Origin of the sequence: Actinoplanes sp. NPDC049316, from assembly GCF_040677315.1 — a bacterium.
GTDB lineage: Bacteria > Actinomycetota > Actinomycetes > Mycobacteriales > Micromonosporaceae > Actinoplanes.
Genome location: NZ_JBFAQM010000043.1, coordinates 22,408 through 46,546, shown reverse-complemented (window position 1 = coordinate 46,546; position 24,139 = coordinate 22,408). Strand labels below are relative to the sequence as shown.

The following is a 24,139-nucleotide window of genomic DNA, read 5'->3' as shown; positions in this document are numbered from 1 at the left end:
CGATGGGCCGGTGAGCGCCGAACCCACCCGATGGCTGAGCGCCGGCGAGCTCGAGTCCTGGCTGCCGGTCGGCGGCCTGCTCCTGCGCCTCCCGGCGGCCCTGGACGCGCAGATGCAGCGCGACTCGGGCCTGAGCCACTTCGAGTACCTCGTGCTGGCCAACCTCTCCGAGGCGCCGCGGCGCACCCGCCGGATGAGCGAGCTGGCCGCCCTCGCCAACGGCTCCCTCTCGCGGTTGTCCCACGTGGTCAAGCGGCTCGAAGCACGCGGCTGGATCGAACGCGAGGCCTGCCCGGAGGACGGCCGCTACACCAATGCGGTGCTGACCGAAACCGGCTGGGAGAAGGTACGGCAGAGCGCGCCGGGTCACGTCGCCGCCGTCCGGGCGCTCGTCCTGGACGCGCTCAGCCCCGACGACCTGGCCCGGCTCGGCGACATGGCCCGGCGCATCATGACCCGCATCGAGGCGTGCGGGTCGAGCCAGGTCGCGGGACCGGCCGGCCGCGCCTGACCTGCCTGCATGCCCGAGCTGATCGCCCCGACCGCCCGCCTGCACCGTGCCTGGCTGGCCGCGCGCGACGACTGGGTCACGGCGTGCACCAGGACGGTTCCGGCCTGCGCCCCGGCGACGAGGTGGACACGGCGGACGGCTTCGCGGCGTTCGTCCGCAAGCTGCTGCGCGAGTCGGACCCGGCTGTCCCGCCCGCGCCGGGCTGGGTGCACTGCACCTACTGGTGGGTCGTCGAGGACGACGAGGTGCTGGGCGCGATCGCGCTGCGACACGAGCTCAACGACTTCCTGCTCGAAGCCGGCGGGCACATCGGTTACGGCGTGCGCCCCGCCGCCCGCCGCCGCGGCCTCGCGTCGTGGGCGCTGGCGGGCGTGCTGCCGTACGCGAAGAGCCTGGGTCTTGATCGGGTGCTGCTGACCTGCAACGTGGCGAACGAGGGCTCACGCCGCACGATCGAGCGCAACGGCGGGGTGCTGGAGGACATCCGCGACACGGAGATCGGCCGGGTCCGCCGTTACTGGATCGCGGTGGCGGGGGAGTAGCCGCTCAGCGGGCCCGCGACCGCAGGCCGCTCGAACGCGCGGTGGAGCGCGGCGAACCGCCCGCGGACCCGGACCTCGACGTGCTGGTGGACCGGCTGGTCGGCCCGATCCACCACCGGGTGCTCGTGACCGGCGAACCGGTCGGCCCCGGCCCGGTGGAGGCGCTGATCACGGCGTGTACGCCCGGACCGTGCGCCCGTTCGTGACGTACAGCCGGCCGCCCGCGACGACCACGTGCTCGCTCGCCGTACCGAACGCGCGGATCGTCCGTCCGCTCGTGGGCGCGAGGACCAGCAGCGAGGCGCCGCTGGTGGCGTAGAGCAGGCCGCCGGCGCGGACCAGGTGATGCGGGTTCTTGAGAACCCGCGTCCACAGCAGCCTGCCCTTCGCGGTGTCGTACGCGTTGATCCGCCCGGCCGAGGCGACATACACCCGGCGGCCGTCGGTGGCGAGCTCGCCCGACTCGTTCCCGACCGTCCACAGTGTCTTCCCGGTCGCGGTGGCCAGCGCGCGCAGCCCGGCGGCGCCGCTGACGTAGAACTGGGGACGCGCCGGATCCGCCGCGCTCGCCGAGTAGCGCAGGCCGGTCGTCCACGGGCCGGTCCCGGTCGTGATCGACACGGCCGCGGTGTACGGGCTCCGGGTGCCCGCCAGCAGGACGCGGCCACCGGACGAGACCGGCCCGGCGAGAACGGCGTTGGGGCGCCGCCACAGCGAGGCGCCGTCGGAGAGCCGGAACGCCTCGACCCCGTATTCGGCGTCGTCGCAGGTTCCGCAGTAGCCCGACACCGCGACCGCGCCGGCGTCCACGACGATGGTGCCGGTCGTCCAAGGCGTCAGGTTGTTCCACAGCTCGGTGCCGGTCGCGGCATCGAGGGCCACCACATTGCTGTCGTAGCTGCTGTTGGAGTAACAGTTGAGGTCAGTGACGAGCACCGTGCTTCCCGCGACCGCGAGACCCGTGGCGACGACGTATCCGGCGGTGTAGGTCCACAACCGCTTGCCGGTCTTCGTGTCGAAGGCGCCGACACCGCCGCCGTCGGGCTCCAGAACGAACATCCGCCCGGCCACGACCACCGGCGCGACCGGGGCGGGCGCGCATCCGTCGGTGGCCGGCTCCGGGGTGACGGTCCAGCGGGTCCTGAGCTTCGTGATCGTCGACGAGTTGATCACCGACTCGGTGGGGTTGTACGACGTGTGGCCGGGGCCGTAGCCGTCCTGGGCCCAGTTCTCCGGCGGCGCCGCGGCCGGGGACGGTGAGGCGGGCAGGACGAGGCCGGCCAGGGCGGTCGCCAGGGCGAGACCGAGGCGGGCGGGTCGGGTGAGCTGCATGGCCACGATCGTCGGCGAAGATCATGACGCGCGTGGCGGGTTGCCCGACCGTGCGCGGGAATCGCCCGATCGGGGGTCAGCTGACCAGGCGGCGTTCCCAGGCCCAGGCGGCGATCTCCACCCGGTTGCGGGCCCCGAGCTTGGTCTGCACGCTGCCCAGGTGCGTCTTGACCGTCCCCACCGAGATGAACAACTGCGTCGCGATCTCGGCGTTGGTGAGCCCCCGCGCGGCCAGCTTCACCACGTCCAGCTCGCGCGGTGAGAGGCCACCGTCGTCGTCGCTGGGGGCGGGCGGGGACAGGTGCTCGAGCAGCCGTACGGTGATCGACGGGCTGATCAGCGCGTCGCCGGAGACCGCCGCGCGGACCGCCTCGACCAGCAGCGCCGGGCCCGAGTCCTTGAGCAGGAAGCCGGCCGCGCCGTTGCGCAGCGCCTGGTGCACGTACTCGTCGAGGTCGAAGGTGGTCACCACGACGACCTTCATGGGGTCGGCGACGCCCGGGCCGGCGAGCAGCCGCAGCGCCTCGAGGCCGTCCATGCGGGGCATGCGGATGTCGAACAACGCGACGTCCGGCTTCAGCTTGCGCGCCATGGCCACCGCCTCGACCCCGTCGGCCGCCTCGCCGACCAGCTCCATGTCGGGCTGCGCACCGATGATCATGCCGAAGCCGGTGCGTACCATCGCCTGGTCGTCGGCGATCATCACGCGGATCACCGCGTCACCTCCTGGTCCAACGGCAGGGCCGCGTCGACCACCCAGCCGCCGTCGATGCCCGGCCCGGCGGTGATGCGCCCGCCGACCGCGCGGACCCGCTCCTGCAGGCCCACGAGACCGTACCCCGGCGCCTCGCGCTGCGCGGCGGCCCTGGGGGGCAATCCGTCGTTCGCGACCCGGACCAGCAGCCAGTCGGGCGTACGCCGGACCCAGACGTCCGCCACCCGTGCGCCCTGCGCGTGCCGGCGAATGTTCGTCAGCGCCTCCATCACCACCCGGTACGCCGATGTCGACACCTCCACGGGCACCCCCGCGGTGCTGCCGTCCACGTGCAGCCGCGCGAGCGGGCCGCCCGAGTTGGTGAACTGCTCCAGCAGCGGCCCGAGCTCGTCCACGCCGGCCAGCGGGGTGAGCGGGGCGTCCGGCGACGCGTTCGGGTCGCGCAGCACGCCGACCATGCGCCGCATCGACGCCATGGTCTCCGCGCCGGCGGCCTCGATCTGCTCCAGGGCGATCAGCGCGCGCTTGGGGTCCTGCTCGGCGATGAAGCGCGCGCCCTGCGCCTGCACCACGATGCCGGTGACGTGGTGGGCGATGAAGTCGTGCAGGTCGCGCGCGAACTCGGCGCGCTGCTCGGCGCGGACGGAGTCCATGGCCCGGTTCCGGGTCGACTCGATCATCCGCAGGTAGACGCCGGCGCCGATGACCGCGGTGGCGGCCAGGCCCTGCACCAGCCCGATGATGACCATCTCGTAGGAGGCGCCGCTGCGCAGCGGCAGAAAGCCCAGCGCCATGCCGAGCGCCAGCACCGCGCCGACCGCCCATTGCGGGTCGCCGCGCCGGCAGACGACGAACAGCACGCCCATCAGGCCCACCGTCTCGGCGAGGCCGTAGCTGCCTCCGCTGTACCCGGAGGTCGACGAGGCGACCACCACGGTCAGGAACAGCGAGCAGACGGCGAGGATCAGCGCGGTCCGGGGCAGGCGTTTGGAGCCCTGGCGGTGCCGGGGCAGCCAGACCGCCGCGGTGGCGATCGCCATGGGTACCTGCAGCAGCACCAGCGCACCGCTGTCCGCCATGCCGGACGCGAGGTCGAAGAGGCCGATGCACGCCATGAGGAACAGGGCGGCGAACTGGGCGAGGCGGAACAGCAGGTCGCGTTGCGTCAACATCGTGACTCGAGCGTAATGCCTGCTCGCGGGGCTCCCATCGGCCGAAAGGCAGATCCACGCCCGGCGGCGGCCCCCGCTGCGGACCGATGTGGGCGGGGCCCGGCCTGCCGCAGGATTCTCAGCGTTCGCACAGATCCCCATTCCGGAGGCAAACCGATGTACCCGCAGTCCCCGGCCGTCGTGCCGACGACCTCCGCCGGCGCCGGCCCGGACGAGCGCATGACCGCCGTGGCGGCCGTGGACCTCGTCAAGGTGTACGGCACCGGCGACACCGCCGTACGCGCCCTCGACGGCGTCACGGTCGGCTTCACCCGCGCCCAGTTCACCGCGATCATGGGCCCGTCCGGCTCCGGCAAGTCCACGCTCATGCACTGCCTCGCCGGCCTCGACAAGGCCACCTCCGGGCGCGCCATGCTCGGCGGCACCGACCTGACCGTGCAGCCCGACAAGGTGCTGACCAAGGTGCGCCGGGAGCGGATCGGCTTCGTCTTCCAGTCGTTCAACCTGCTGCCCCAGCTGACCGCCGAGCAGAACATCACGCTGCCGCTGGACCTGGCCGGCCGTACCGCCGAGCGGGGGCTGCTCGCCCACCTGAGCGAGGTGCTCGGGCTCACCGGCCGGCTCAGCCACCGGCCCAGCGAGCTCTCCGGCGGCCAGCAGCAACGCGTCGCGCTGGCCCGCGCGCTGGTGTCGCGCCCCGAGGTCGTCTTCGCCGACGAGCCGACCGGCAACCTGGACTCGCGTTCGGGCGCGGAGGTGCTGTCGTTCCTGCGCAACTCCGTACGCGATCTCGGGCAGACCATCGTGATGGTCACCCACGACCCGGGCGCCGCCGCGTACGCCGACCGCGTCGTCCTGCTCGCTGACGGCCGGATCGCCGGTGAGATCGACCGCCCGGACCGCGCCGCCGTGACCGAGGCCCTGCAGAGCCTGGGGAGCCACCAGTGAGCGTGCTGCGTACCCAGCTGGCCGGAGCCGCGCGGCGTCCCTCCCGGCTGCTGCTCACCGGTCTCGCGGTGCTCGTCGCGTCCTTCGTGGTCTACGCGACGGTGCTGGCCCGCGACATCACCAAGGCCACCGTCCTGGACGGCCTCAGCGGCACCCCGGCCGCCGTCGACCTGGCCGTGGGCAGCAGCCCGGACGGGCCGTCCGCACTCGTCACCACGGCCGATCTCGCGAAGCTCAAGGCCCTGCCCGGGGTCGCCGAGGCGGTCGGGCGGGTCGAGGCCGGCGGCGACGTCGGCGGGCAGTACCTGAGCGTCGTCGCCGACCCGGGCAGCGGCCCGCTGTCGACCGTGCACGTCACCCAGGGCGCCTATCCGTCGGCCTCCGGTGAGGTCGCCGTCACGCCGCGGACGGCGGACCGGATGGGGCTGCCCATCGGCTCCACGGTCAGCATGACGACCGGGTGGGACGACGACGGCAAGCCCACCAAGCACGCGAAGGTCAAGGTGGTCGGCATCGTGGAGGCGTCGGCCGACTACGGCTTCTCGGCGTACGCGCCGCAGAGTGCGGTGACCACCCTCTCGGGCGAGAACACGCTGCAGCAGGTCGACCTGCGGCTGAACCCCGGCACCGACCTCGACTCGGTGCGCGCCGCCGCGGAGAATCTCATCGCCGCCGCGCCGGCTCCCAAGGACGGTATGGAGCGGCCCAAGGTCTCCACCGGCGCCGACATCCGCCACCAGGAGGCGCAGAACGCGGTCTCCGAGCTCGACGAGATCTTCATCGCGGTCGGCATGTTCGTCGCGATCGCGGTGGTAGCCGCGGCCCTGGTCGCCACCTCCACGTTCCGCATCGTCTTCGCCCAGCGGATGCGCCAGCTGGCGCTGCTGCGGGCGGTCGGCGCGGGCCGCGGCTCGCTGTGGCGGGCCCTGGCCGTCGAGGGCGCCGTGATCGGGTTCGTCGTCGGCACGGTCGGGGTCGCCGGTGCGCTGGCGGTCGGGCACGCCGTACCGCCGCTGCTGCGCGCGTTCGACATCGACGTCGCCTCCCCGGGTGTCCCGTTGCTGCCGGCGCTCGGCGTCGTGCTGCTGTCCACCGTGATCACCGTGCTGGCGGTGCTGGCCCCGGCGTTCACGGCCGCCAAGGTCGCGCCTCTGGAGGCGCTGCGCGCGGCGAGCACCACCGCTGGACGCAAGGACATCGGCAAGCTGCGCGCCGCGTTCGGCATCCTGCTCGCCCTCCTCGCCGGGCTCTCCGCGGCGTTCGTGGTGATGAACCTGCCGGGGCGCGACACGAAGGACTACGACCCCTCGTCGATGCTGCTGACCACCGTCGCCTCGGGCGCGCTCGCGTTCTTCGCGCTGATGGCGCTCGGCCCGGTCCTGGTGCGGCCCGTCCTGGCCACGGTGGGCTGGCCGCTGCGGCGCCTCGGGCCGCTCGGACGCCTCGCCGTCGGCGGGGTCGGCGGCGCTCCCCGGCGGGCGGCCGCGGTGTCGGTCGTGGTGGCCCTCGGCGTCACGCTGATCGCCGGTGTGGTGGTGACCGGCGCGTCCGTCCGGGTGCTGGCCGATCGGGAGATGGCCACGTCGGTGCCGGCGGACTACGAGTTGGCCGCCAACGGCGACGAGCGGGTTCCCGCCGCCGTGCTGGAGCAGGCGAAGGCCAGCCCCGATCTGACGCACGTGACGCCGTACCGGCGGCTGCCGGCCGTCAAGGCGGGGAGCGCCGAGCCGACGCTGCAGGCCAGCGATCTGGACATGAAGGCGCTGCCCACGCTGTCGAAGATCGACGTCACGGACGGGTCGCTGGCCGGCATCGGGCCCGGCAAGGTCGCGCTCGGCGGGTTCGCCACCGACGTCACCGGCCTCGGCGTCGGCGACACCGTCACGCTCGCCGTGGGCAAGAAGAAGCTGCAGGTCCAGGTCGTGGCCACGCTGCCCGACTCGGGACCGCTGCAGTCCGACGTCCTGGCCGACCCGGCCGACCTGACCAAGCTCGGCGCCCCCGCCACCGCCTCCGGCCTGCTCGCCGACGCGGCGAAGGCCGGCGAGGACGGGCGTACGGCCGGGCAGAAGGCGATGCAGCAGCTCGCCCAGGGGCGCACCGGGCTGGGCGTGGAGGTGCTCGCCGACCAGCGCGACGAGGCGAACGCGGTGCTCAACGGCGTCCTGGCCGTGGTCATCGGCCTGATCGGCCTGACCGTGCTCATCGCCGTCGTCGGCGTCGGCACCACGACGGCGCTGTCGGTGGTCGAGCGGGTCCGCGAGTCCGGCCTGCTGCGCGCGGTCGGGCTCTCCCGCGGCGGACTGCGCTCCATGCTGACCGCCGAGTCCAGCCTGTACGGCGTCATCGGCGCGACGATCGGCGTCCTGCTCGGCGTCCCGTACGCCTGGCTGTTCCTCAAGGCGCTCGGGGTCAACGCCCCGCTGGAGCTGCCGATCGGGCAGCTGGTGGGGGTCTTCGCGGCGCTGGTCCTCTTCACGGCCCTGGCCGGGGTGCTCCCGGCCCGGCGCGCCGCCAAGGTCAGCCCGGTCGCCGCGCTGGCGACCGACTGAGCGGGCGCGACCCGACGGGATCCCGGGCAGCGCGGCGCGCTGCCCGGGATCGGGCCGTCCGCGCGAACCGGCTCAACGGGCCCGGCCGTCCGGGGGCAGGGTGAACCAGAACAGCGCGCCCTCGCCCTCGCGGCCCTCCGCGTGGATCTCGCCGCCGTGGCGTTCCACGGCCCGGTGCACGGTGGTCAGGCCGATGCCCGTGCCCGGGAAGTCGGCGGCGTTGTGCAGGCGGGCGAACGGCCGGAACAGCTCACCCGCCTTGCCCTCCGGGAAGCCCGCCCCGTTGTCGCGGATGTGATACCGCAGGTCGTCGCCGGAGCCGCTCCAGCCGACCTCGACGACCGGCTCCTCGACCTTGCGGGTGAACTTGCACGCGTTGGTGATGAGGTTCTCCAGGATCACCCGGACCAGGCCCTCGTCCGCGTCCGCGGTCATCGCCTCGGTCACCGAGAAGCGGATCTTGCGGCCCGGCTCCCGGGCTTCGACCTCGCGGATCACCTGCCACGCCGTCTCGGTCAGGTCGAGGCGGTTCCGGCGCAGCTCGCCGCGGCTGGCCCGGGCCAGGATCAGCAGCGACTCCACCAGGTCGGCCATGCGCCCCGCGGCGGCGTGGATGCGTTCGACCCGGTGGCGGGTCTCCTCGCCCAGCGGCTCGTCCTCGTCGAGGATGGTCTCGGCGTAGCTGGTGATGACCTGCAGCGGCCCGCGCAGGTCGTGCGACACCGAGCCGCTGAACGCCTCCAGCTCTCGGTTGCGCCACTCCAGCTCCTCGACGAGCGCCGCCCGCGTCTCGGCGAGCTGGCGTGCGGCCCGTTCGCCCGCCGCGTCCAGCTCGCGGCGCATCAGCTCCTCGCGGATGCGCCGGCTCTCGTCCAGGGACTGCTTGCGGCGGATCTGGGCGCGTACGTGGGCCCGCAGCGTCTCCGCCCCGTCCGTCTCGCGCACGTAGTCGTCGGCGCCCGCCGCGAGACACTCCAGCAGCGCGTCGTCCCGGGCGCCGGTCATCACCAGCGGCGTGTCGCGGATCTGGGGCACTTCCTTGATCCGCGCGCACGTCTCCCGGGCCCCGCTCCCGAGGCCGAGGACGATGCAGTCGACCGGCTGCGCGGCGAGCATGTCGAGGGCGTCGTCCGGGCCGGTGGCCGCGACGACGTCGTACCCGTCGGCGCGCAGCACGTCGCCCCACTCCTCGAGCCGGGTCCGCTCCGCCGTCACCACGAGGACCTTGCCGGGCCCGTGCAGGCTGCCGATCCCCTCGATGGGCAGCTGCTCGGCGCTGGTCCGCAGCACCGCCGCCAGCTTGGCGATCACGACGGCGAGGTCCTGCTGCTTGCGGACGAACGCGTCGGCGCCCGCCTCGAGCATCTGCACCTCGGTCGCGTAGTCGTCCGCGGCCGTCATCAGCAGGCAGGGAGTGTCGCGCAGCGCGGGGTCCAGCCGCATCCGCCGGATCACCGTCGCGCCGTCGATGCCCGGCATGACACCGTCCACGATCACCGCCTGCGGGCGCCGGTCCGCCGCCGTGCGCAGGCCCTCCTCGCCCGAGGCCGCGGTGAGCACGGCGTACCCCTCGGGCTCCAGCAGCTGCCGCAGACGTTCCCGGAACGTCACGCTGTCGTCGATCACCAGGACGGTGGTCTGCGGGTCCGCGGCGCGTACCTCGCCGAGCAGCTGCCGGGACCGCGCGACGACGTACCCGGCGTCGTACGGCTTGCCCACGTACTCGTCGGCGCCGGTGCGCAGCCCGTGCAGCCGGTCGGCGACGTCCGCCTCGCTGGACAGCAGCACCGTGACGGTGTGCTCGCGCCCGGGCAGGGCCCGCAGTTCGCGCAGCAGGTCCACGCCGTCGGCGTCGGGCAGCATGACGTCGAGCACCGCGACATCGAAATCGGCCTCGCGGAACGCCTGCCGGGCCTGTTCGCCGGTGGCGCACAGCACCGTCGTGAAGCCGTCGGCCTCGAACGCCTCGTGCAGGTCCATGCGGACGGTGAGACTGTCGTCCACGATCAGCACGGCCGGGCTCATCGGCGGGTCCCCGTCCGGGTCAGTTCGGCCAGCCGGGCGGCGATCCGCGCCGGGGGCAGGATGTAGGCGGCCGCGCCGAGCAGCGCGGCCTCGCGCGGCATTCCGTACACGATGCTGCTGGCCTCGTCCTGGGCGAAGGTGACGCCGCCGTGCGAGCGGATCCGCAGCAGCCCGCCGGCGCCGTCGCGGCCCATGCCGGTGAGCAGGCAGCCGGCCGCGGACGCGCCGAACTCCGCGGCCACGGATTCGAAGAGCACGTCGACCGAGGGCCGGCAGGAGTGCCGCGGCGGCGCGTCGCTGAGCCGGACCAGGCCGTCGCCCACGTACATGTGCCGGTCCGGCGGGGCGAGCAGGACGCGCCCGGCGAGCCCGCGGACACGCATGCCGTCCGTGGCGTACCTGACGTCACGCCCGGTCTGCCCGGCCAGCCAGTCGGAGAACGCGACCGCGAACGGCTCGCTCGCGGCGATGTGCTGCACGCACAGCACGGGCGCGGCGAACCCGGCCGGCAGGGCCCGCAGCAGGTCCGTCAGCGCGCCGGGGCCGCCCGTGGACGCGCCGACCACCACCAGGCCCAGCGCCGCGTCATCACCGGCGGCGGGCGCCAGCGGCGGTGCCGGCGCGGGTTGCGGCCGCTCGGCGCGGTGGCGGCCGTCGAGACGGGCCCGCGGGTGTGTGATCACCCGGATCCGGGACACCAGCCGTACGGCGGAGCACAACCGCCGCGCCCAGCCGGCGTCGGACGCGTCGCCGCGCGGTTTCTCCAGCACGTCCACCGCCCCGGCGGCCAGCGCGTTGTACGTGCTGAACAGCTCCTGCCGGTCCGCCGAGGAGACGACGAGGATCGGGGTGGGGAACTCCGCCATGATGTGCTCGGTGGCGACCAGGCCGCTCATCGTGGGCAGCATCATGTCCATCGTGATCACGTCCGGGCGCAGCCGGCCGACCATCTCGACGGCCTGGCCGCCGTCCACGGCCTCGCCGACCACCCGCAGCTCCGGGTCGGTCCCGAGCGACTCGCGCAGGTGGGCGCGCATGGTCGCGGAGTCCTCGACCACCAGGACGCGGATCATGCCGGCACCAGCCGGCGGATGTGGGCGAGCAGCTCCTCCTGGTTGAACTCGCCCTTGACCACGTACGCGCTCGCCCCGGCCGCCGCGCCCCGGGCCCGGTCCTCAGCGCTGGCGCGCGAGCTGACCAGGATCGCCGGGACCTCGGCCAGCTCCGGGTCCGCCCGGGTCTGCGCGACGAAGGCGAACCCATCGATGCCAGGCATGTCAATGTCTGTAAGATAAAGCCCGTATTGTCTATTTCGGGCCTTCTCCAGGCCCTCCTCGCCGGACGCCGCCAGGTCGACCTCGTATCCGGCCGACTCGAGGATGCTGCGCTCGAGCATCCGCGTGGTCAGCGAGTCGTCGACGACCAGGATGGGCAGCCGGCGGGCCGGTTCCGCCGGGGCCACCCCGCCCCCGCCCAGCCGCCCGGTCTCGTCGATCAGGCCGGCCGCGTCGAGCACGAGCCGCGGGTTGCCGTCGAGGTCCATGGAGACACCGCCGATCACCGGCGCGGCCGGCGCCAGATCGGGCAGGGGGCGCACGACGAGCGTGGAGGTGCCGGCCAGCCGGTCGACACCGACGGCCACGGACCGGTCGCCGGCCCGGACGACGACCGCCACGGCGGATCCGCCGCCCTCGGGGACGACGGTGCCCGCGTACAGGGCCCGGGCCAGGGGCAGAAACGGCAGGGCCTCGCCGTCGTGCGCGAGCTTGCCGGTCACCGAGGCCGCCGTCGCCTGCACGGGAAGCAACCGTACGCAGGTCCGCACCGCGTCCAGCGGCACGGTCGCCACGGTCCCGGCCGCCTCGACGACGAGCCCCTGCAGCGACAGCAGAGCCAGCGGCAGCACCAGCTCGATCGTGGTGCCCCGGCCCGACTCCGTACGCACGGTCACCTCGCCCCCGAGCTGGTCGGCGACGTCGCGGGCCACGTTGAGGCCGATGCCGCGCCCGGCCACGTCGGTGACCGTGGGGGAGGTGCTGATGCCGCCGCCCAGCACCAGCTCGAGGAGTGTCTGCGTGTCCGGTTCGGCCTCCCCGGGCTGCAGCAGGCCACGCTCCTGGGCGGCCCGGCGTACCGCGGCCAGGTCGAACCCGCGGCCGTCGTCGCTGCACAGGAACGCGGCGTAGCTGCCCCGGCGCTCGATGGCGACGACGATCCCGCCCTCCGCCGGCTTGCCCGCCGCCACCCGGTCCGGCTCCGGCTCGATGCCGTGCACGACCGCGTTGCGCACGATGTGCAGCATCGCGTTGGCGGCCGACGTGAGCACCTGCGGGTCGAGGCGCAGGTCCCCGCCACGTCCGTCGAAACGCACCCGCTTGCCCTGCGCGTCGGCGGCGTCCCGGACGGCGCGGTGCAGGGCGGTGAAGATGCTCGACGCGGCGACCAGGCGCAGGCGTTCGGCGCGGCCGCGCACCTCGTCGAGCTCGCGTTCGACCTGTTCCACCGTGTCGGTCAGGCGGCGGGTCACGGCACCGATCTCGACGGCGAGGCGTACGGCGGCCGTCCGTGCGGTCTCCGCGCTGCCGGGCCGCCCGGACCGCAGCTGGTCGGCGAGCGCCTCCGCGGACCGGCGCAGCTGCTCCAGCGAGGTACGCCCGGACCGCAGCGGCGCGAACCGGGCGTGCGTCTCGCCCACCGCGTCGAGCAGGTCGTCGACGTCCGCGGTCGCCGCCCGCGCGGCCGGCAGCGGTTCGGGGTGCGGGGTGGCCTCGGGCTGCGGCTCGTCCGGGGCGGACGCGGGCGGCTCGTACCCGGGTTCCAGCGCGGCCACGTACCGCTCGATCTCGTCGTTGAGCCGCAGCAGCTCACGCATCTCGTCGGCAGGCAGCGGCCCGTCGTCCCCGCGGTGCGGGACGAGTACCTCCTCGAAGGCGTGCGCGCGGTCGGCGATCTCCTGCTGGCGGACCACCCGGGCGGCGCCCTTGAGCGTGTGCGCGAAGCGCAGCAGCCGGGGCACCAGGTCGGTGTCGTGCCGCTGTTCCAGGTCGAGCACGCCCGCGCTGATCTGGTCGATCAGCTCGCGGGCCTCGACGCGGAAGTAGCGCAGCGGATCGGTGCTCATCGACGGCCGTTGCCCACCAGGTCGAGCAGGTCGGCGGAGAGGGTGGACAGATGCGCCGCCGTCTGCCGGGTCTGCACCGCGCTCGCCTCGGTCTCCCGGGTGACCCGTGCGGTGTCCGAGGCGGCGACGTTGACCTGTTCCACCGCGGTGGTCTGCTGCTTGGTGGACAGCTCGATCTCGCGGGTGGCGTCGTTGGTGGTGGCCACGAGCTGGGCGATGCGCCGGAACGAGCTCGTGGCGTCGTCGAACTGCCGGGCCCCCGCGTCGACGGACTTGGCGCCGATCTCGGTGGCCATGACGGTGGTGTTGACCGCCCCGCGGACGTCGTCGATGAGCGCGCGGATCTCCTTCGCCGAGCCGGCCGTCCGGTCGGCCAGCTTGCGGATCTCCTCGGCCACGACGGCGAACCGCCGGCCCCACTCGCCCGCGCCGCTCGCCTCGATGGTGGCGTTGATGGCCAGGATGTTGGTCTGCTCCGCCAGCTCCGAGACGAGGTCGGCGACGCCGCCGATCTGCTGCGACCGCTCGCCGAGCGTCAGCATGTGCTGCACGATCTGGTCCACCTGGGTCCGGATGGCGGCGATCGAGGCCCGGGTCTGATCGATGGTCGCGTCGCCGTTCTCGGCCGCCTCCGCGGTCTCCTCGGCGATCTTCGACACCCGCTGCGCGCTGTCGGCGATCTGCCGCGAGGTGATCAGCAGCTCGCTGATCGTCGTGGTGATCTCGCTCATCGCGCTCGCCTGGTCCCGGCCGCCGCCGGCCTGTTGCGCGGCTGCCGCCTCGAGCTGCGCCGACGAACTCTGGATGTGCCCGACCGCCGCGCCGACCTCGCGCCGAAGGTCGCGGCTCAGCTTCGCGGCGACGGACATGCCGAAGGCGGTCGCCAGCACGGCGAGCCCGATGATGATCGCGATGGCGCGGTTCGCCTTGGCGGAGGCGGCGCGCCGCGCGGTCTCCACGTCGGCGCGGACGCGGGTGGTCAGCGCGGCGATGGAGTCCTGGAGCTTCTGCCGGGCCGGCGCGACGTCGGTGGCGTTGAGCCGCCCGATGTCGCGCAGGTCCGACATGGACTTGCGGCGCTCGATCACCGGGTCCAGCACCGCCGCGTGCTGTGCCTCCGCGTCGGCGACGGCCTGCAGCAGGTTCAGCGCGGCCGGCTCGGTGAGGGTGCCCCGCAGCTGGGTGACCACCCCGAGGAACTCCTTGCGGTCGGCGTCCGTCGCGTCCAGGTACTCCTGCTCACCGGTGATCAGGAAGCCGCGGTAGTCGCTGATCCGGGCCTCCGCCTTCGTCCGCAGGTGCTCGGCGGAGCCGAGGTCGTCGGCGGCGACCCGGATCGCGGCGTCCTTGGCGTCCACGACGACGGCCAGCGCGGCGACCGAGGCGGCGCCCATGACCAGCGTCAGCGCCAGGGTCGCACCGAAGCTGAGGGTGAGCTTGTAGCCGAAGCTGCGTCGAGCCATCACTGCTCCTCGTGGGCGTAGTGGAGACGGCCGGTGAGCTGGTGCACCAGCGTCCGGGCCGCGTGCAGGTCGACGATGGGCCGGGTGCCGCCGGGCAGCGGCACCATCCCGCGCAGCACCTCCTGGGCGGGACGGTCGCCGGCCTCGTCCACGATCTCGTCGGCCGGCACCCGCAGGTGGCCGTCGAGCTCGTGGAAGGCCACCGCGAGCGGCGGCGCGCCGGCGCACGGCACGAGCCAGCGGGGGCGCTCGGGCACCGGATGCCCGAGCAGGGCGGCGAGGTCGTAGACGGGCACGATCGTGCCGCCGAAACCCGCGACGCCGAGCAGGGCCGGCTGCGGCCCCGGCAACGGCGTGACGGGCCGGTCCGGGTGCAGGCCCGAGGCCTGGGAGAGACGCAACGCGTACGGGCGGCCGCCGGCGCGGACGGCCAGCAGCTCCACGAACTCGGCGTCGTGGCGGCGTACCGGCTCGGTGAACGAGCGGTCGAACGCGTCCCGCAGGTCGGCGAGGCGGCTGGGACTCATCGGCGCGCTCCTTCCGTACGGCACAGCGCGGTGAGCGCGAGCCGGCCGAACCCGCCGCCGAACATGGCGATGCGGTCCTCGCGCTCGTGCTTCAGCAGGGTCTGCGCCCGGTCCAGCTCGGCGGCGGCCGCCTCGGACCGGCCACGGCGGCGGGCGATCAGCCCGAGGCGCAGGCGGGGCATCGCGAAGTCGGGATCCAGGTGGGCCGCGAGCCGGTAGTGGCCGATCGCCGCGTCGGCCGCGGCGCCGGCCTCGAGGCAGACGGCGAGCTGGTGGTGCGCGTCGGCGTACAGGCCGTCGATGTCGAGCAGGCGGCGGCAGGCGGTCTCCGCGTCCTCGAGCCGTCCGGCCTGCGTGAGCAGCACGGCGTGCAGGAGCAGGTCGCGCGGTACGACCCGGCCGTGCAGTCCCGCCTCCACGACGGTCAGCGCCTCCGCGAACCGCTCGTCACGCAGCAGCCGCATCGTCCGCTCGTACGGGCCGTCCGCCTGCGGTTCCCGGCGCGGAGCCGGCCGGGCGGCCACCGGTGCCGGGCGCGGCGGAAGCGGCCGCGGCACGGCGACGGCGGCCGGGCGGCCCGGGCGGCGCCGGTAGAAGAACGTGTGGTCGCTCTGCTGCGGCTCGAGCCCGTCCGGGTCGCTGCCCAGCGAGTCGGTGTGGCCGAGGAACAGGTAGCCGCCCGTGCTCAGCGCGCCGGTCATGCGCCGGACGAGGGTGTCGCGCACGTGCGGCGTGAGGTACATCAGCAGGTTGCGGCAGAACACGACGTCGTACTGCCCGGGCCGCCACAGCTCCTCGTCGTCGCCGGCCACGTTGTGCAGGCGGAACCGTACGGCCGCGCGGATGCCGGCGTCGACCTCGTACTCGCCGTCGTGCGGGTGGAACCAGCGCTCGCGTACGGCGTCGGGGGTCTCGCGCAGCGACCACGCCGAGTAGCGCGCGGCCCGCGCCCGCCGCAGGACCGCCGGGCTGGCGTCGACGCCGAGCACCGACACGATCCAGTCCGGGTCCGGCTGCACCTGCCGCGCGACGATCGCCAGCGTGTACGCCTCCTCGCCGGACGAGCACCCGACCGAGAGCAGCCGCAGGACGCGTTGCGCGCCGCGCGCCCGGATCCGTTCCGGCAGCGCCACGTCGGCGAGCACCCGGAACTGCTCGCCGTGCCGGAAGAAGTACGTCTCGTTGATCGTCAGTTCCTCGGCGAGCGTGCTGAGCTCCGCCTCCCAGTCGCCGGCGCCGAGCCGGGCCAGGTACTCGCCGCGTTCCAGGTGCGTGGCGCCGGCCCGCCGCAGCAGCACCTGGGCGAGCTGCGGGGCGTCCTTGTCGTCGAAGGTCCACCCGAGGCTCTCGGCCAGGACCGCGCGGAACCGCGCCACGCCCGCGGTCGAGATCATGACGCCGCCACGGCCGCCACGGCCGCCCAGGTCTCGTCCGGGACGAGGTGCAGGCTCTGCAGCAGCAGGACCGGCTCGGCGTCGACCGTGCCCACGGCGGCGACCAGGCGGGCCGGGGCCTCGCCGAGCAGCGCCGCGTGCCGCGCCTCGCGGTCGGCGGCCAGCGTCCGGATGCCGAGGACCGGGCCCGTGGCGAGGGCGATCGTCCCGCGCCCGGTCCGTACGGCGACGTAGCGCGCCACCTCCGCCTCGCCGCCGCCGAGCAGACGCGCGACGTCGACCACCAGGGTGGGCTCGCCGCGCATGACGCAGATTCCCGAGACGAACGGCGGCGTGCCCGCGAGCTGATGCACGGGCAGCGGACGCATCGTCTCGACGACCTCGGCGAGCCGCAGCGCGCCGAGCAGGGGGCCGGCGCGGAACACCAGCGTCGGCTCCCCGGCGGCCGTCCCCACCGGTGCCGCCGCCTGTCCGACCTGCCCCATTCGCTCAGGTTAGCGGCGATTCAAGGCTCGTTGGCGAGAACCTTTCACTCCCGTCCCGGGACCGTTCAGCGCGGCTCCGGGCCGCCGCCGAACCACGAGATCGCGGCCGGTTCCTCCGCCGGGGCCGGCAGCGCCCGGCGGGCGGGCGGCACCGGCGGCGGCGCGACCGGCGGCGGGAGCGGGCCCACCTCGGCGTGCAGCGGAGCGCCCGGCGGCGGGGGAGCGGCCGGAGACGAGACCGGGGCGGGGGAGGCGGTGGCGGGCCAGATCCGGGGCCGGCGGCGGGCCGCGAGGTCCTCCACCCAGCCGAACGCCAGCACCGCGACCGCGGTCAGGGCGAACGTCGCCGCGAGGGTGACCGGCCCCTCCATCGACCCGAGGTCGTCCAGGGCGAGGAACGTCAACATCGGCCAGATCGCGGCGATCGCGATGTTGTGCCACAGGTAGACGGTCACCGCGCGCGAGTTCAGCAGGTTCACCGCCCGGTCGACCGGCCGCAGGTACGCCAGCCAGGTCATGTCCGGCCGCCAGTGCAGCGCCACCAGCACGAACGCGAGCGACCACAGCGCCTGGGCCTCCGGCACGTCGTTGAGGTCCCAGCCCTCGTCCCCGGCGTGCCCGTGCAGCCAGTACAGGGCCGCGCCGCCGAGCGCCACGGCCGCCAGGCCCACGAGACCCGGGCGCAGCCGGTGCAGGCGGCCGTCGTGGTGCGCGAAGCCCGCGATCCAGCAGGCGCCGTACGTGGCGAAGTCCCACATCGCCGAGTCGGCGCGGCCGAACGGCAGCGAGAACCCGGTTTTGTCGAGCGCCGCGAGCAGGGCCACCGGCGCGATCACGGCGGCCCAGCCCACCTTCTTGTACGCGAGGTACATCAGCGGCGAGAGCAGCACGAACCACAGGTACGCCCGGATGTACCACAGCGGCTCCCAGGCGTCGATGCCCGCGTGGCTGCCCGGGGGGTCGCCGATCGGGAGCAGCCACAGGCCCAGTTTCCAGCTCCAGGGCGAGTCGCCACCGTCCTGCTGCGCCCATCCGGCGTACAGCATGGCCGGGACGGCGATCGCGCCGAGCAGCCACAGCGGAGGCAGGAGCCGGCGCAGCCGGGACGTGATGACGCTGCCGGCGGAGCGCCGGTCGAGCGAGGCTGCGGTCAGCGACCCGGCCAGCGCGAACATGATGCCCATGGCCGGCAGCAGGATCGACAGCCACGGCCAGCCGAAGAGGTGGTAGACGACGACCCGGACGATGGCGGCGGCCCGGAGGAGATCCAGGTAGCGGTTGCGCACCGCGAAACGGTAGCCACGGCGGCGCGGGGCGGGGACCGTCCGCGTGGACGGCAAGTACGCCCGGCCGGATTACCCCGGACGAATGAAGTGTCGTTTTTGTCCGTGCGACTGTGCGATCGCCGCGGCGCCTGACTCCTCCGTGAAACGCCAGGTCAACGGCCGTTTCGCCGGGGGTTACGGCCGGGCGGCGCCGGACCGCCGGCGGGTCACCGTCCGCGCCGCGACCCGTTGGTACCCCGCGAGGGCGGCGCGCACCGGGCGCGGCGCCGTGAGCGCGGAAGGACATCCATGCGCAAGCCTGCTGTCGTGGTGGCCGTGGCGGTGTCGGCGGTCCTGGCCGGCGGGATCATGGTGGCGACGAGCGCCGGTGCGGAGACGACTCCGGACCAGCCCGGGGTGCCGTCGGTCGCCGGGCCGGATCTGTCCGCACTCCCGGACCTGCCCAGTGGTGCTGTGGCCGTACCTGATGCTGCCGAGCCAGGCGACCCGGGTGAGCCCGCCGCCGGCCCGGCGCCCGCACGGCCCGGGGGTCCCGTCACCGCGAGCCCGGCGGCCGGTGACCCGAAGCCGGCGGACGGCGGCCCGAAGCCGGCGGACGGCCCGAAGCCGGCCCGTCCGGCCGCGAACGACCCCTCGCCGGACGCGTCGCCGTCGCGGACCCCGGCGAAGCAGCCCGGCACCGTCGCCGACGCGCACCGCGACGTCACCGCGAGCCAGGCGCTCTCCTCCGACCCCCGCGGTGACGTGCAGCAGCAGGCCCGCGACCTGGTCAACCGGGAGCGGCGGCGGGCCGGCTGCGACGACGTCACGGTCGACCGGCGGCTGATCGCCGCCGCCAACCGGCACGCGGCCGACATGGCCCGGCGCGGCTACTTCGCGCACGAGGACCCCAACGGTGACCGGGCCGGTGAGCGGGTGGCCGACGCCGGCTACCAGTGGTCGCGCTTCGGCGAGAACATCGCGCGTGGCCAGGACAGCGTGTACGAGGTCGTCGACGGCTGGATGAACAGCCCCGAGCACCGCGAGAACATCCTCGACTGCCGGTTGCACCAGGTCGGGGTCGGGCTCGCGTTCTCCGCCGACCGCACGCCGTACTGGGTTCAGGACTTCGCCACCCCGCAGTGACCTGCGCCGCGCGACCCGCGGGCGGACGGGGCCGGCGTACCGGTTCCGTGCCATGGTCGTGCGGCCGACCCTCCCCGGAGCACGGGTGTGCTTCGATGTGCGTCACACGATCTCCTGGGGAGGACGATTTGGGAGTGCAGCGGGTCTCCGCGCGCCTCGCCGCCGCCGTCGTGGCGACGGCGGCCGGCGGCAGCCTCGGCGCCTTCGCGCTGACCCCGGGTACGGCGAGCGCCGTACCCCGGTCCGTCGGCGCGGCGCCGGTCGCCGCCGTCGTCGTCACGAAGGCCGCCGCGGCCTCGTGTTCGACGGGCAAGTACCAGAAGCAGGTGGAGGGCTACCTCAAGAAGCTCGGCGGCTTCGGCGCCGTCACCGTCGACGGCAGGCAGTCGGCCGCGGACTGCAAGGCCATCAAGAAGTTCCAGAGCCGGTACGGCATCAAGCCGGCCGCCGGGCTCGCGGGTCCCACGACGTACGGGGTGGCCAAGCGTCTCGCCGCCACGAAGACGTCGGCGTGCAAGGCGAAACGGACCGGCACCACGTTCTGCGTGGATCTGACCCACCAGACCACGTGGGTGATGCGCAGCGGCAAGGTGTACCGCAAGCCGACGGTGATCCGCAGCGGCATGAAGGGCTACCGGACGCCGGCCGGCAGCTACAAGATCAACAAGCGGACGAAGAAGGAGTGGTCCGACCCGTACGAGGTGTGGATGCCGTACTGGCAGCGCTTCGTCGGCGGGATCGGCTTCCACCAGACCACCACGTACCTGCACGACGCGTGGCGGGGTTCGCACGGGTGCGTCAACCTGCTCGGCACCGACGCCAAGGCGTACTACGGCATCGGCAAGATCGGCATGAGGGTCAAGGTCATCGGGCGCCGCCCGGGAACCTGATCGACCGGATCGCACGACGGCGGCCCGCTCCGGCGGGCCGCCGTCTCGTCATGCGGCCAGTGCGCCGTGGGCCAGGCGGACGTGGGTGGTCAGCACGTCGTGACCGGGGAACGCCTTCTCGTCGCCGTCCGCGGTCACCACCCGCAGGCCCGCGCGGCTCAGCGAGTACGACACGTCCGTGAAGCGGCTGACCGTGTCGTCGTGGTGCACGACGGTCAGTTCGTCGGCGCGCAGCATGGCGGCCGGGCCGGGCAGAGCATGCAGCGACATGGGTCACGTTCCTCGGACAGTGGCGGGCACGGTGCTGGTCACTACGGGCGCGAGTGGCCTCGCGGTTCAACGCCGACGGCCGATAGTCATCGGCGGCGGCCGGAAAGCTCCGGTCACCTTCCAGGCTGGCAGGCCATGGTGGGACGCGCGGTCGTGCGCACGCCAGCCCCGGCGCCGATACCCGACACGAACCGGGTATCAGGTCCGTACGTCCGATATCGATCAGCAGACCGTTCGGCTCGCCGGCACCGGCCGCCCGGCCGGGCCGATCCGGGACGCCCGGAGTGTGCCGATCCGGGACGCCCGGAGTGTGCCGATCCGGGACGCCCGGAGTGTGCCGATCCGGGACGCCCGGAGTGTGCCGGTCCGGGACGTCCGGTGGTGGCGGTCCCGGCCGTCCGGCCCGGCCGTCGCGGCGCCCGCCCGGCATAGAGTGGCGTGCGTGTCCCGATCCCCCCGGCGTGCCACGGTCCTGCTGCTCGCGTGCGTCCTGCTGCCTCCGCTGACCGCGGCGTCCTGTGGCGAGAAGCCGTCCGGCATCACGGTCGGCCCGGCCGGCCGGGGCACCGTCGCCGAGATCGTCGAGGCGTCCGGCGCCGTGACGGCCCGCGCCGCCGCCACGGTCGGCTCACCCGCCGACGGCACCCTGGCCGCGCTGCGCGTGGAGAGCGGCGACAAGGTCCGCAAGGGCCAGGTCGTGGCGGTCGTCGACTCCCCGGCCACCGAGCGGCGGCTGGACGCGGCCACCGAGGCGCTCGACGCCGCCCCGGCCGGTGGCGTCCCCTCCGGCGGCGGCGCGGCCGGGTTCACCGCCGTACGGCAGCGCACGGACGCCGACGCCGCCGAAGCCTTCACCACAGCGCGGGAGACCGCCGGCAAGGTCACCGACGAGACCCTGCGCAAGGCGCTGCTCGCCCAGGTCACCGCCGCCCAGAAGCAGTACGAGGCCGTCTCCTCGGCCGCCTCGGCCGCCGTCGACTCGCTGCAACGCGGGGTCGCCGGCGTCAGCCGGGCCGTCGACGCCCTCACCGCCGCCCAGCGGGTGCAGGCCCGGCAGGCGTACGACCTGGCCGCGGCCGCCGTCGACGCGCTGACCCTGCGAGCCCCGGTCTCCGGCGTCGTCCAGCTCGGCGGCACCGGCTCCGCGGGCGCGCCGTCGCTCACCGATCTCATCGACAACGCCGATCCCGCGGCGCTCGGTTCGGCCGCGCAGGCTCCGCTGCCGGGCGTCGACGAGGCCGTTCCCGTCGGCGCGGCGGTCAGCGCGGGCACCCCGATCCTCACCGTCGTGGACACCGGCGCGCTCGGCGTCACCGCCGAGGTCGACGAGACCGATGTGCTGCTGGTCAAGCCCGGTGGCACGGGCACAGTCGAGCTCGACGCGGCCACCGGCGCCACGTACCCGGCCAAGGTGCGCGCCGCCGACCTGCTGCCGACCACCTCGGCGCGCGGCGGCGTGTCCTATCGCGTACGCCTCTCGCTGGGCGCCGGCACGTACGCCGACGGCAGCGCCGCCCCCACGCCGCGCCCCGGGATGAGCGCGATCGTGCGGCTGCGCGTACGCCAGGCGGCCGACGCCGTGACGGTCCCCGCCGGGGCGGTCGTCACCAGCGACGGCCGTGACACCGTCTGGGCCGTCCGCGGCGGTAAGGCGCAGCGGGTCCCGGTCACCCTCGGCGTGCAGGGCGAGGACGTCGTCCAGATCGTCTCCGGCATCGCCGCCGGCGACCGGGTCGTGGTCGCCGGCGCGGACCAGGTCAGTGCCGGGCAAGACCTGCCGTGAGCGGGCCCGCGATCGTCGCCACCGGCGTGAGCCGCACGTACGACCTCGGCGGCGTCTCCGTACGGGCCCTGCGCGGGGTCTCGCTGACCGTGGACCAGGGCGACTACGTGGCCATCGTGGGTGCTTCCGGCTCCGGCAAGTCCACGCTCATGCACCTGCTCGGCGGCCTGGACCGGCCGACCGGCGGCACGCTCGTCATCGGCGGCCGCGACGTGTCCACACTCTCGCCACCCGAGATGGCCAGGCTCCGCAACGAGGTCATCGGCTTCGTGTTCCAGTCGTTCCACCTGCTGGCCCGGACGACCGCCCGCGACAACGTGGCGCTGCCGCTGGTCTACCGCGGCGTCGGCCGCCGGGAACGCCGTGCCCGCGCCGCCGAGATGCTCGACCGCGTCGGCCTCGGGCACCGCGTCGACCACCAGCCCAACCAGATGTCCGGCGGCGAGCAGCAGCGCGTCGCGATCGCCCGTGCCCTGGTCACCGGCCCCTCGGTGCTGCTCGCCGACGAGGCCACCGGCAACCTCGACTCGGCGACCGGCCAGACGGTGCTCGAGCTGCTGGAGTCGCTCAACGCCGAGGGCGTGGCGGTCGTGCTGGTCACCCACGACGCGGAGGTGGCGGCCCGCGCCCGCCGCCGGATCGTCATGCGCGACGGCCTCATCGTCTCCGCGGATCCGCCCGCCGCCGCCTTTTCTCCCCCGGGCCACGGCCCGTCCGGCGGCGCCGCTCCGGCCGCGGGCCTCGACCCGTCCGGCGGCGCGGTCCCGGCGCCCGGCGCGAGCGGGGCGGGCGGTGCCTCGTGAGGCTCGCCGAGGCCTGGCGCGTGGCGCTCGACGCCCTGCGGGCCAACCGTCTGCGCAGCGTGCTGACCATGCTCGGGGTGGTCATCGGGGTCGCCGCCGTCGTCGCGCTGGTGGCCATCGGCACCGGCACCAAACAGCAGATCGAGCGGCAGGTCGAAGGGCTCGGCTCCAACCTGCTCATCGTCGTGCCGGGCCGCCTGGAGGCCGGCGCAGCCCCCTCGGCGTCGACCCTCTCGCTCGACGACGCCGAGGCGGTCGGCCGGGTGGTCGGCGACCGCAACCGCGTCGCCGTCACCGTCGCGTCCGGCGAGAACGTGCGCGCCGGCAGCCGGCAGACCTTCGCCAGCATGCAGGGCGTGCTCGAGACCACGCCCACGGTGTTCGTCCGCCACCTCAACCGCGGGTCGTACCTGACCCGTTCCGACGTCAACACCGCCCGCCGCGTGGCCGTGCTCGGGGCCGGCGTCGCCTCGGCGCTGTTCGGCGACCGTGATCCGATCGGGCGGCAGATCACCATCGGCGGCGTCCGCTTCCGGGTCATCGGCACGTTCGAGCCGCTCGGGCAGAGCCTCGGCGTCGACCGCGACAACGAGGTGCACGTACCGGTCACCGCCGCCCAGCGGCTGCTCGGCACCGACCGCATCGACGCCCTCGCCATCCGCGCCCCGGACCGCGACCGCATCGACGCGCTCGGCGCCGACATCGTCGCCACGCTCGGCGAGCGGCACCCCGACACCGACTTCAGCGCCGTCACCCAGCAGCAGATCCTCGGCGTGCTCGGCGACATCCTCGGCGTGCTCACCGGCGTCCTCGCCGCCATCGCGGGGATCAGCCTGCTCGTCGGCGGCGTCGGCGTCTCCAACATCATGCTGGTGTCCGTCCGCGAACGCACCAAGGAGATCGGCCTGCGCAAGGCCGTCGGCGCCCGCCCCCGCGACATCGGCCTGCAGTTCCTGCTGGAGGCCGTCCTGCTCACCACGATCGGCGGCGTGCTCGGCATGGCGCTGGGGATCGGCGCCGCGCTGCTCGCCGACCGGCTCACGCCGGTGCCGGCGGCGGTGACCTGGTGGTCGCTCACGCTGGCCTTCGGCGTGTCCGCGGCGGTCGGCATCGTCTTCGGCGTCGTGCCCGCCCAGCGTGCGGGACGTCTCGACCCGGTCGTGGCGCTGCGCACCGAGTGACCCCGGCGACCGGG

At 74.4% G+C, this 24,139-nt stretch carries 22 protein-coding genes; 10 read left to right on the top strand and 12 right to left on the bottom strand.

Annotated elements, in window-relative coordinates; all coding sequences use genetic code 11:
- Nucleotides 1-10: 10 nt before the first annotated feature.
- From AB0K03_RS38265 to AB0K03_RS38255, 3 genes are all read left to right on the top strand, one after another.
- Nucleotides 11-511, top strand: a complete 501-nt coding sequence (locus tag AB0K03_RS38265) for a MarR family transcriptional regulator (RefSeq protein WP_364696095.1) — start codon at nucleotides 11-13, stop codon at nucleotides 509-511.
- 83 nt (nucleotides 512-594) lie between these two features.
- Nucleotides 595-1,053, top strand: coding sequence for a GNAT family N-acetyltransferase (locus AB0K03_RS38260; RefSeq protein WP_364696092.1), 459 nt, complete (start codon nucleotides 595-597; stop codon nucleotides 1,051-1,053).
- Between the two features lie 41 nt (nucleotides 1,054-1,094).
- Nucleotides 1,095-1,259 carry a TetR-like C-terminal domain-containing protein gene (locus AB0K03_RS38255; RefSeq protein ID WP_364696089.1) on the top strand — a complete coding sequence of 55 codons (165 nt, stop codon included), beginning with the start codon at nucleotides 1,095-1,097 and terminating at the stop codon, nucleotides 1,257-1,259.
- On the opposite strand, the gene AB0K03_RS38250 is transcribed toward AB0K03_RS38255, so the two are convergent.
- From AB0K03_RS38250 to AB0K03_RS38240, 3 genes are all read right to left on the bottom strand, one after another.
- A complete protein-coding gene (locus AB0K03_RS38250; protein ID WP_364696086.1) occupies nucleotides 1,222-2,385 on the bottom strand; it encodes a PQQ-binding-like beta-propeller repeat protein in 1,164 nt (387 codons plus the stop codon). The genes AB0K03_RS38255 and AB0K03_RS38250 overlap by 38 nt on opposite strands.
- A gap of 76 nt (nucleotides 2,386-2,461) precedes the next feature.
- A complete protein-coding gene (locus AB0K03_RS38245) occupies nucleotides 2,462-3,100 on the bottom strand; it encodes a response regulator (RefSeq protein ID WP_199512923.1) in 639 nt (212 codons plus the stop codon).
- The gene (locus AB0K03_RS38240) at nucleotides 3,097-4,272 is read right to left on the bottom strand and encodes a histidine kinase (protein ID WP_364696083.1); all 1,176 of its coding nucleotides are present in this window, start codon (nucleotides 4,270-4,272) and stop codon (nucleotides 3,097-3,099) included. The genes AB0K03_RS38245 and AB0K03_RS38240 overlap by 4 nt, the downstream gene beginning before the upstream one ends.
- Nucleotides 4,273-4,491: 219 nt before the next feature.
- Between AB0K03_RS38240 and AB0K03_RS38235 the strand changes: the two genes are divergently transcribed.
- Nucleotides 4,492-5,220 carry an ABC transporter ATP-binding protein gene (locus tag AB0K03_RS38235; RefSeq protein WP_364696132.1) on the top strand — a complete coding sequence of 243 codons (729 nt, stop codon included), beginning with the start codon at nucleotides 4,492-4,494 and terminating at the stop codon, nucleotides 5,218-5,220.
- The gene (locus AB0K03_RS38230) at nucleotides 5,217-7,772 is read left to right on the top strand and encodes an ABC transporter permease (RefSeq protein ID WP_364696081.1); all 2,556 of its coding nucleotides are present in this window, start codon (nucleotides 5,217-5,219) and stop codon (nucleotides 7,770-7,772) included. The genes AB0K03_RS38235 and AB0K03_RS38230 overlap by 4 nt, the downstream gene beginning before the upstream one ends.
- Nucleotides 7,773-7,844: 72 nt before the next feature.
- On the opposite strand, the gene AB0K03_RS38225 is transcribed toward AB0K03_RS38230, so the two are convergent.
- The 8 genes from AB0K03_RS38225 to AB0K03_RS38190 form a co-directional block, all read right to left on the bottom strand.
- Nucleotides 7,845-9,797 (bottom strand): response regulator, encoded by a 1,953-nt coding sequence (locus AB0K03_RS38225; protein WP_364696078.1) that lies wholly within the window; start codon nucleotides 9,795-9,797, stop codon nucleotides 7,845-7,847.
- Nucleotides 9,794-10,870 carry a chemotaxis-specific protein-glutamate methyltransferase CheB gene (gene cheB, locus AB0K03_RS38220; RefSeq protein WP_364696075.1) on the bottom strand — a complete coding sequence of 359 codons (1,077 nt, stop codon included), beginning with the start codon at nucleotides 10,868-10,870 and terminating at the stop codon, nucleotides 9,794-9,796. The genes AB0K03_RS38225 and cheB overlap by 4 nt, the downstream gene beginning before the upstream one ends.
- Nucleotides 10,867-12,918, bottom strand: coding sequence for a response regulator (locus tag AB0K03_RS38215; protein ID WP_364696072.1), 2,052 nt, complete (start codon nucleotides 12,916-12,918; stop codon nucleotides 10,867-10,869). Before AB0K03_RS38215 ends, cheB begins: the two co-directional genes overlap by 4 nt.
- A complete protein-coding gene (locus AB0K03_RS38210) occupies nucleotides 12,915-14,381 on the bottom strand; it encodes a methyl-accepting chemotaxis protein (RefSeq protein ID WP_364696069.1) in 1,467 nt (488 codons plus the stop codon). The genes AB0K03_RS38215 and AB0K03_RS38210 overlap by 4 nt, the downstream gene beginning before the upstream one ends.
- Nucleotides 14,381-14,908 carry a chemotaxis protein CheW gene (locus tag AB0K03_RS38205; RefSeq protein WP_364696066.1) on the bottom strand — a complete coding sequence of 176 codons (528 nt, stop codon included), beginning with the start codon at nucleotides 14,906-14,908 and terminating at the stop codon, nucleotides 14,381-14,383. The genes AB0K03_RS38210 and AB0K03_RS38205 overlap by 1 nt, the downstream gene beginning before the upstream one ends.
- Nucleotides 14,905-16,302 carry a CheR family methyltransferase gene (locus AB0K03_RS38200; RefSeq protein ID WP_364696063.1) on the bottom strand — a complete coding sequence of 466 codons (1,398 nt, stop codon included), beginning with the start codon at nucleotides 16,300-16,302 and terminating at the stop codon, nucleotides 14,905-14,907. Before AB0K03_RS38200 ends, AB0K03_RS38205 begins: the two co-directional genes overlap by 4 nt.
- Complete coding sequence (locus tag AB0K03_RS38195; protein WP_364696060.1) at nucleotides 16,299-16,787, bottom strand: chemotaxis protein CheW; 489 nt, start codon at nucleotides 16,785-16,787, stop codon at nucleotides 16,299-16,301. The genes AB0K03_RS38200 and AB0K03_RS38195 overlap by 4 nt, the downstream gene beginning before the upstream one ends.
- Nucleotides 16,788-16,852: 65 nt before the next feature.
- Nucleotides 16,853-18,073, bottom strand: coding sequence for an acyltransferase (locus AB0K03_RS38190; protein WP_364696057.1), 1,221 nt, complete (start codon nucleotides 18,071-18,073; stop codon nucleotides 16,853-16,855).
- Between the two features lie 288 nt (nucleotides 18,074-18,361).
- Here AB0K03_RS38190 and AB0K03_RS38185 point away from each other — a divergent pair, with 288 nt between their 5' ends.
- The gene (locus AB0K03_RS38185) at nucleotides 18,362-19,198 is read left to right on the top strand and encodes a CAP domain-containing protein (protein WP_364696054.1); all 837 of its coding nucleotides are present in this window, start codon (nucleotides 18,362-18,364) and stop codon (nucleotides 19,196-19,198) included.
- 134 nt (nucleotides 19,199-19,332) lie between these two features.
- Complete coding sequence (locus tag AB0K03_RS38180; RefSeq protein WP_364696051.1) at nucleotides 19,333-20,088, top strand: L,D-transpeptidase family protein; 756 nt, start codon at nucleotides 19,333-19,335, stop codon at nucleotides 20,086-20,088.
- Between the two features lie 48 nt (nucleotides 20,089-20,136).
- On the opposite strand, the gene AB0K03_RS38175 is transcribed toward AB0K03_RS38180, so the two are convergent.
- A complete protein-coding gene (locus AB0K03_RS38175) occupies nucleotides 20,137-20,358 on the bottom strand; it encodes a hypothetical protein (RefSeq protein ID WP_364696048.1) in 222 nt (73 codons plus the stop codon).
- A 442-nt stretch (nucleotides 20,359-20,800) separates the two neighbouring features.
- Here AB0K03_RS38175 and AB0K03_RS38170 point away from each other — a divergent pair, with 442 nt between their 5' ends.
- From AB0K03_RS38170 to AB0K03_RS38160, 3 genes are read left to right on the top strand one after another with little or no spacing between them, the layout of a single operon-like run.
- Nucleotides 20,801-22,141: an HlyD family efflux transporter periplasmic adaptor subunit gene (locus AB0K03_RS38170; RefSeq protein WP_364696045.1), complete on the top strand. Its 1,341-nt coding sequence runs from the start codon at nucleotides 20,801-20,803 to the stop codon at nucleotides 22,139-22,141.
- A complete protein-coding gene (locus tag AB0K03_RS38165) occupies nucleotides 22,138-22,944 on the top strand; it encodes an ABC transporter ATP-binding protein (protein WP_364696042.1) in 807 nt (268 codons plus the stop codon). The genes AB0K03_RS38170 and AB0K03_RS38165 overlap by 4 nt, the downstream gene beginning before the upstream one ends.
- Nucleotides 22,941-24,125: an ABC transporter permease gene (locus tag AB0K03_RS38160; RefSeq protein WP_364696039.1), complete on the top strand. Its 1,185-nt coding sequence runs from the start codon at nucleotides 22,941-22,943 to the stop codon at nucleotides 24,123-24,125. The genes AB0K03_RS38165 and AB0K03_RS38160 overlap by 4 nt, the downstream gene beginning before the upstream one ends.
- Nucleotides 24,126-24,139: the final 14 nt, after the last annotated feature.

Bases quoted from the DNA above. Each gene is read 5' to 3' on its own strand.
- AB0K03_RS38200 (WP_364696063.1), bottom strand. From the start codon at position 16,302: ATGATCTCGACCGCGGGCGTGGCGCGGTTCCGCGCGGTCCTGGCCGAG.
- AB0K03_RS38235 (WP_364696132.1), top strand. From the start codon at position 4,492: ATGACCGCCGTGGCGGCCGTGGACCTCGTCAAGGTGTACGGCACCGGC.
- AB0K03_RS38225 (WP_364696078.1), bottom strand. From the start codon at position 9,797: ATGAGCCCGGCCGTGCTGATCGTGGACGACAGTCTCACCGTCCGCATG.
- AB0K03_RS38250 (WP_364696086.1), bottom strand. From the start codon at position 2,385: ATGCAGCTCACCCGACCCGCCCGCCTCGGTCTCGCCCTGGCGACCGCC.
- AB0K03_RS38185 (WP_364696054.1), top strand. From the start codon at position 18,362: ATGCGCAAGCCTGCTGTCGTGGTGGCCGTGGCGGTGTCGGCGGTCCTG.
- cheB (WP_364696075.1), bottom strand. From the start codon at position 10,870: ATGATCCGCGTCCTGGTGGTCGAGGACTCCGCGACCATGCGCGCCCAC.
- AB0K03_RS38240 (WP_364696083.1), bottom strand. From the start codon at position 4,272: ATGTTGACGCAACGCGACCTGCTGTTCCGCCTCGCCCAGTTCGCCGCC.
- AB0K03_RS38175 (WP_364696048.1), bottom strand. From the start codon at position 20,358: ATGTCGCTGCATGCTCTGCCCGGCCCGGCCGCCATGCTGCGCGCCGAC.
- AB0K03_RS38215 (WP_364696072.1), bottom strand. From the start codon at position 12,918: ATGAGCACCGATCCGCTGCGCTACTTCCGCGTCGAGGCCCGCGAGCTG.
- AB0K03_RS38195 (WP_364696060.1), bottom strand. From the start codon at position 16,787: ATGGGGCAGGTCGGACAGGCGGCGGCACCGGTGGGGACGGCCGCCGGG.
- AB0K03_RS38210 (WP_364696069.1), bottom strand. From the start codon at position 14,381: ATGGCTCGACGCAGCTTCGGCTACAAGCTCACCCTCAGCTTCGGTGCG.
- AB0K03_RS38205 (WP_364696066.1), bottom strand. From the start codon at position 14,908: ATGAGTCCCAGCCGCCTCGCCGACCTGCGGGACGCGTTCGACCGCTCG.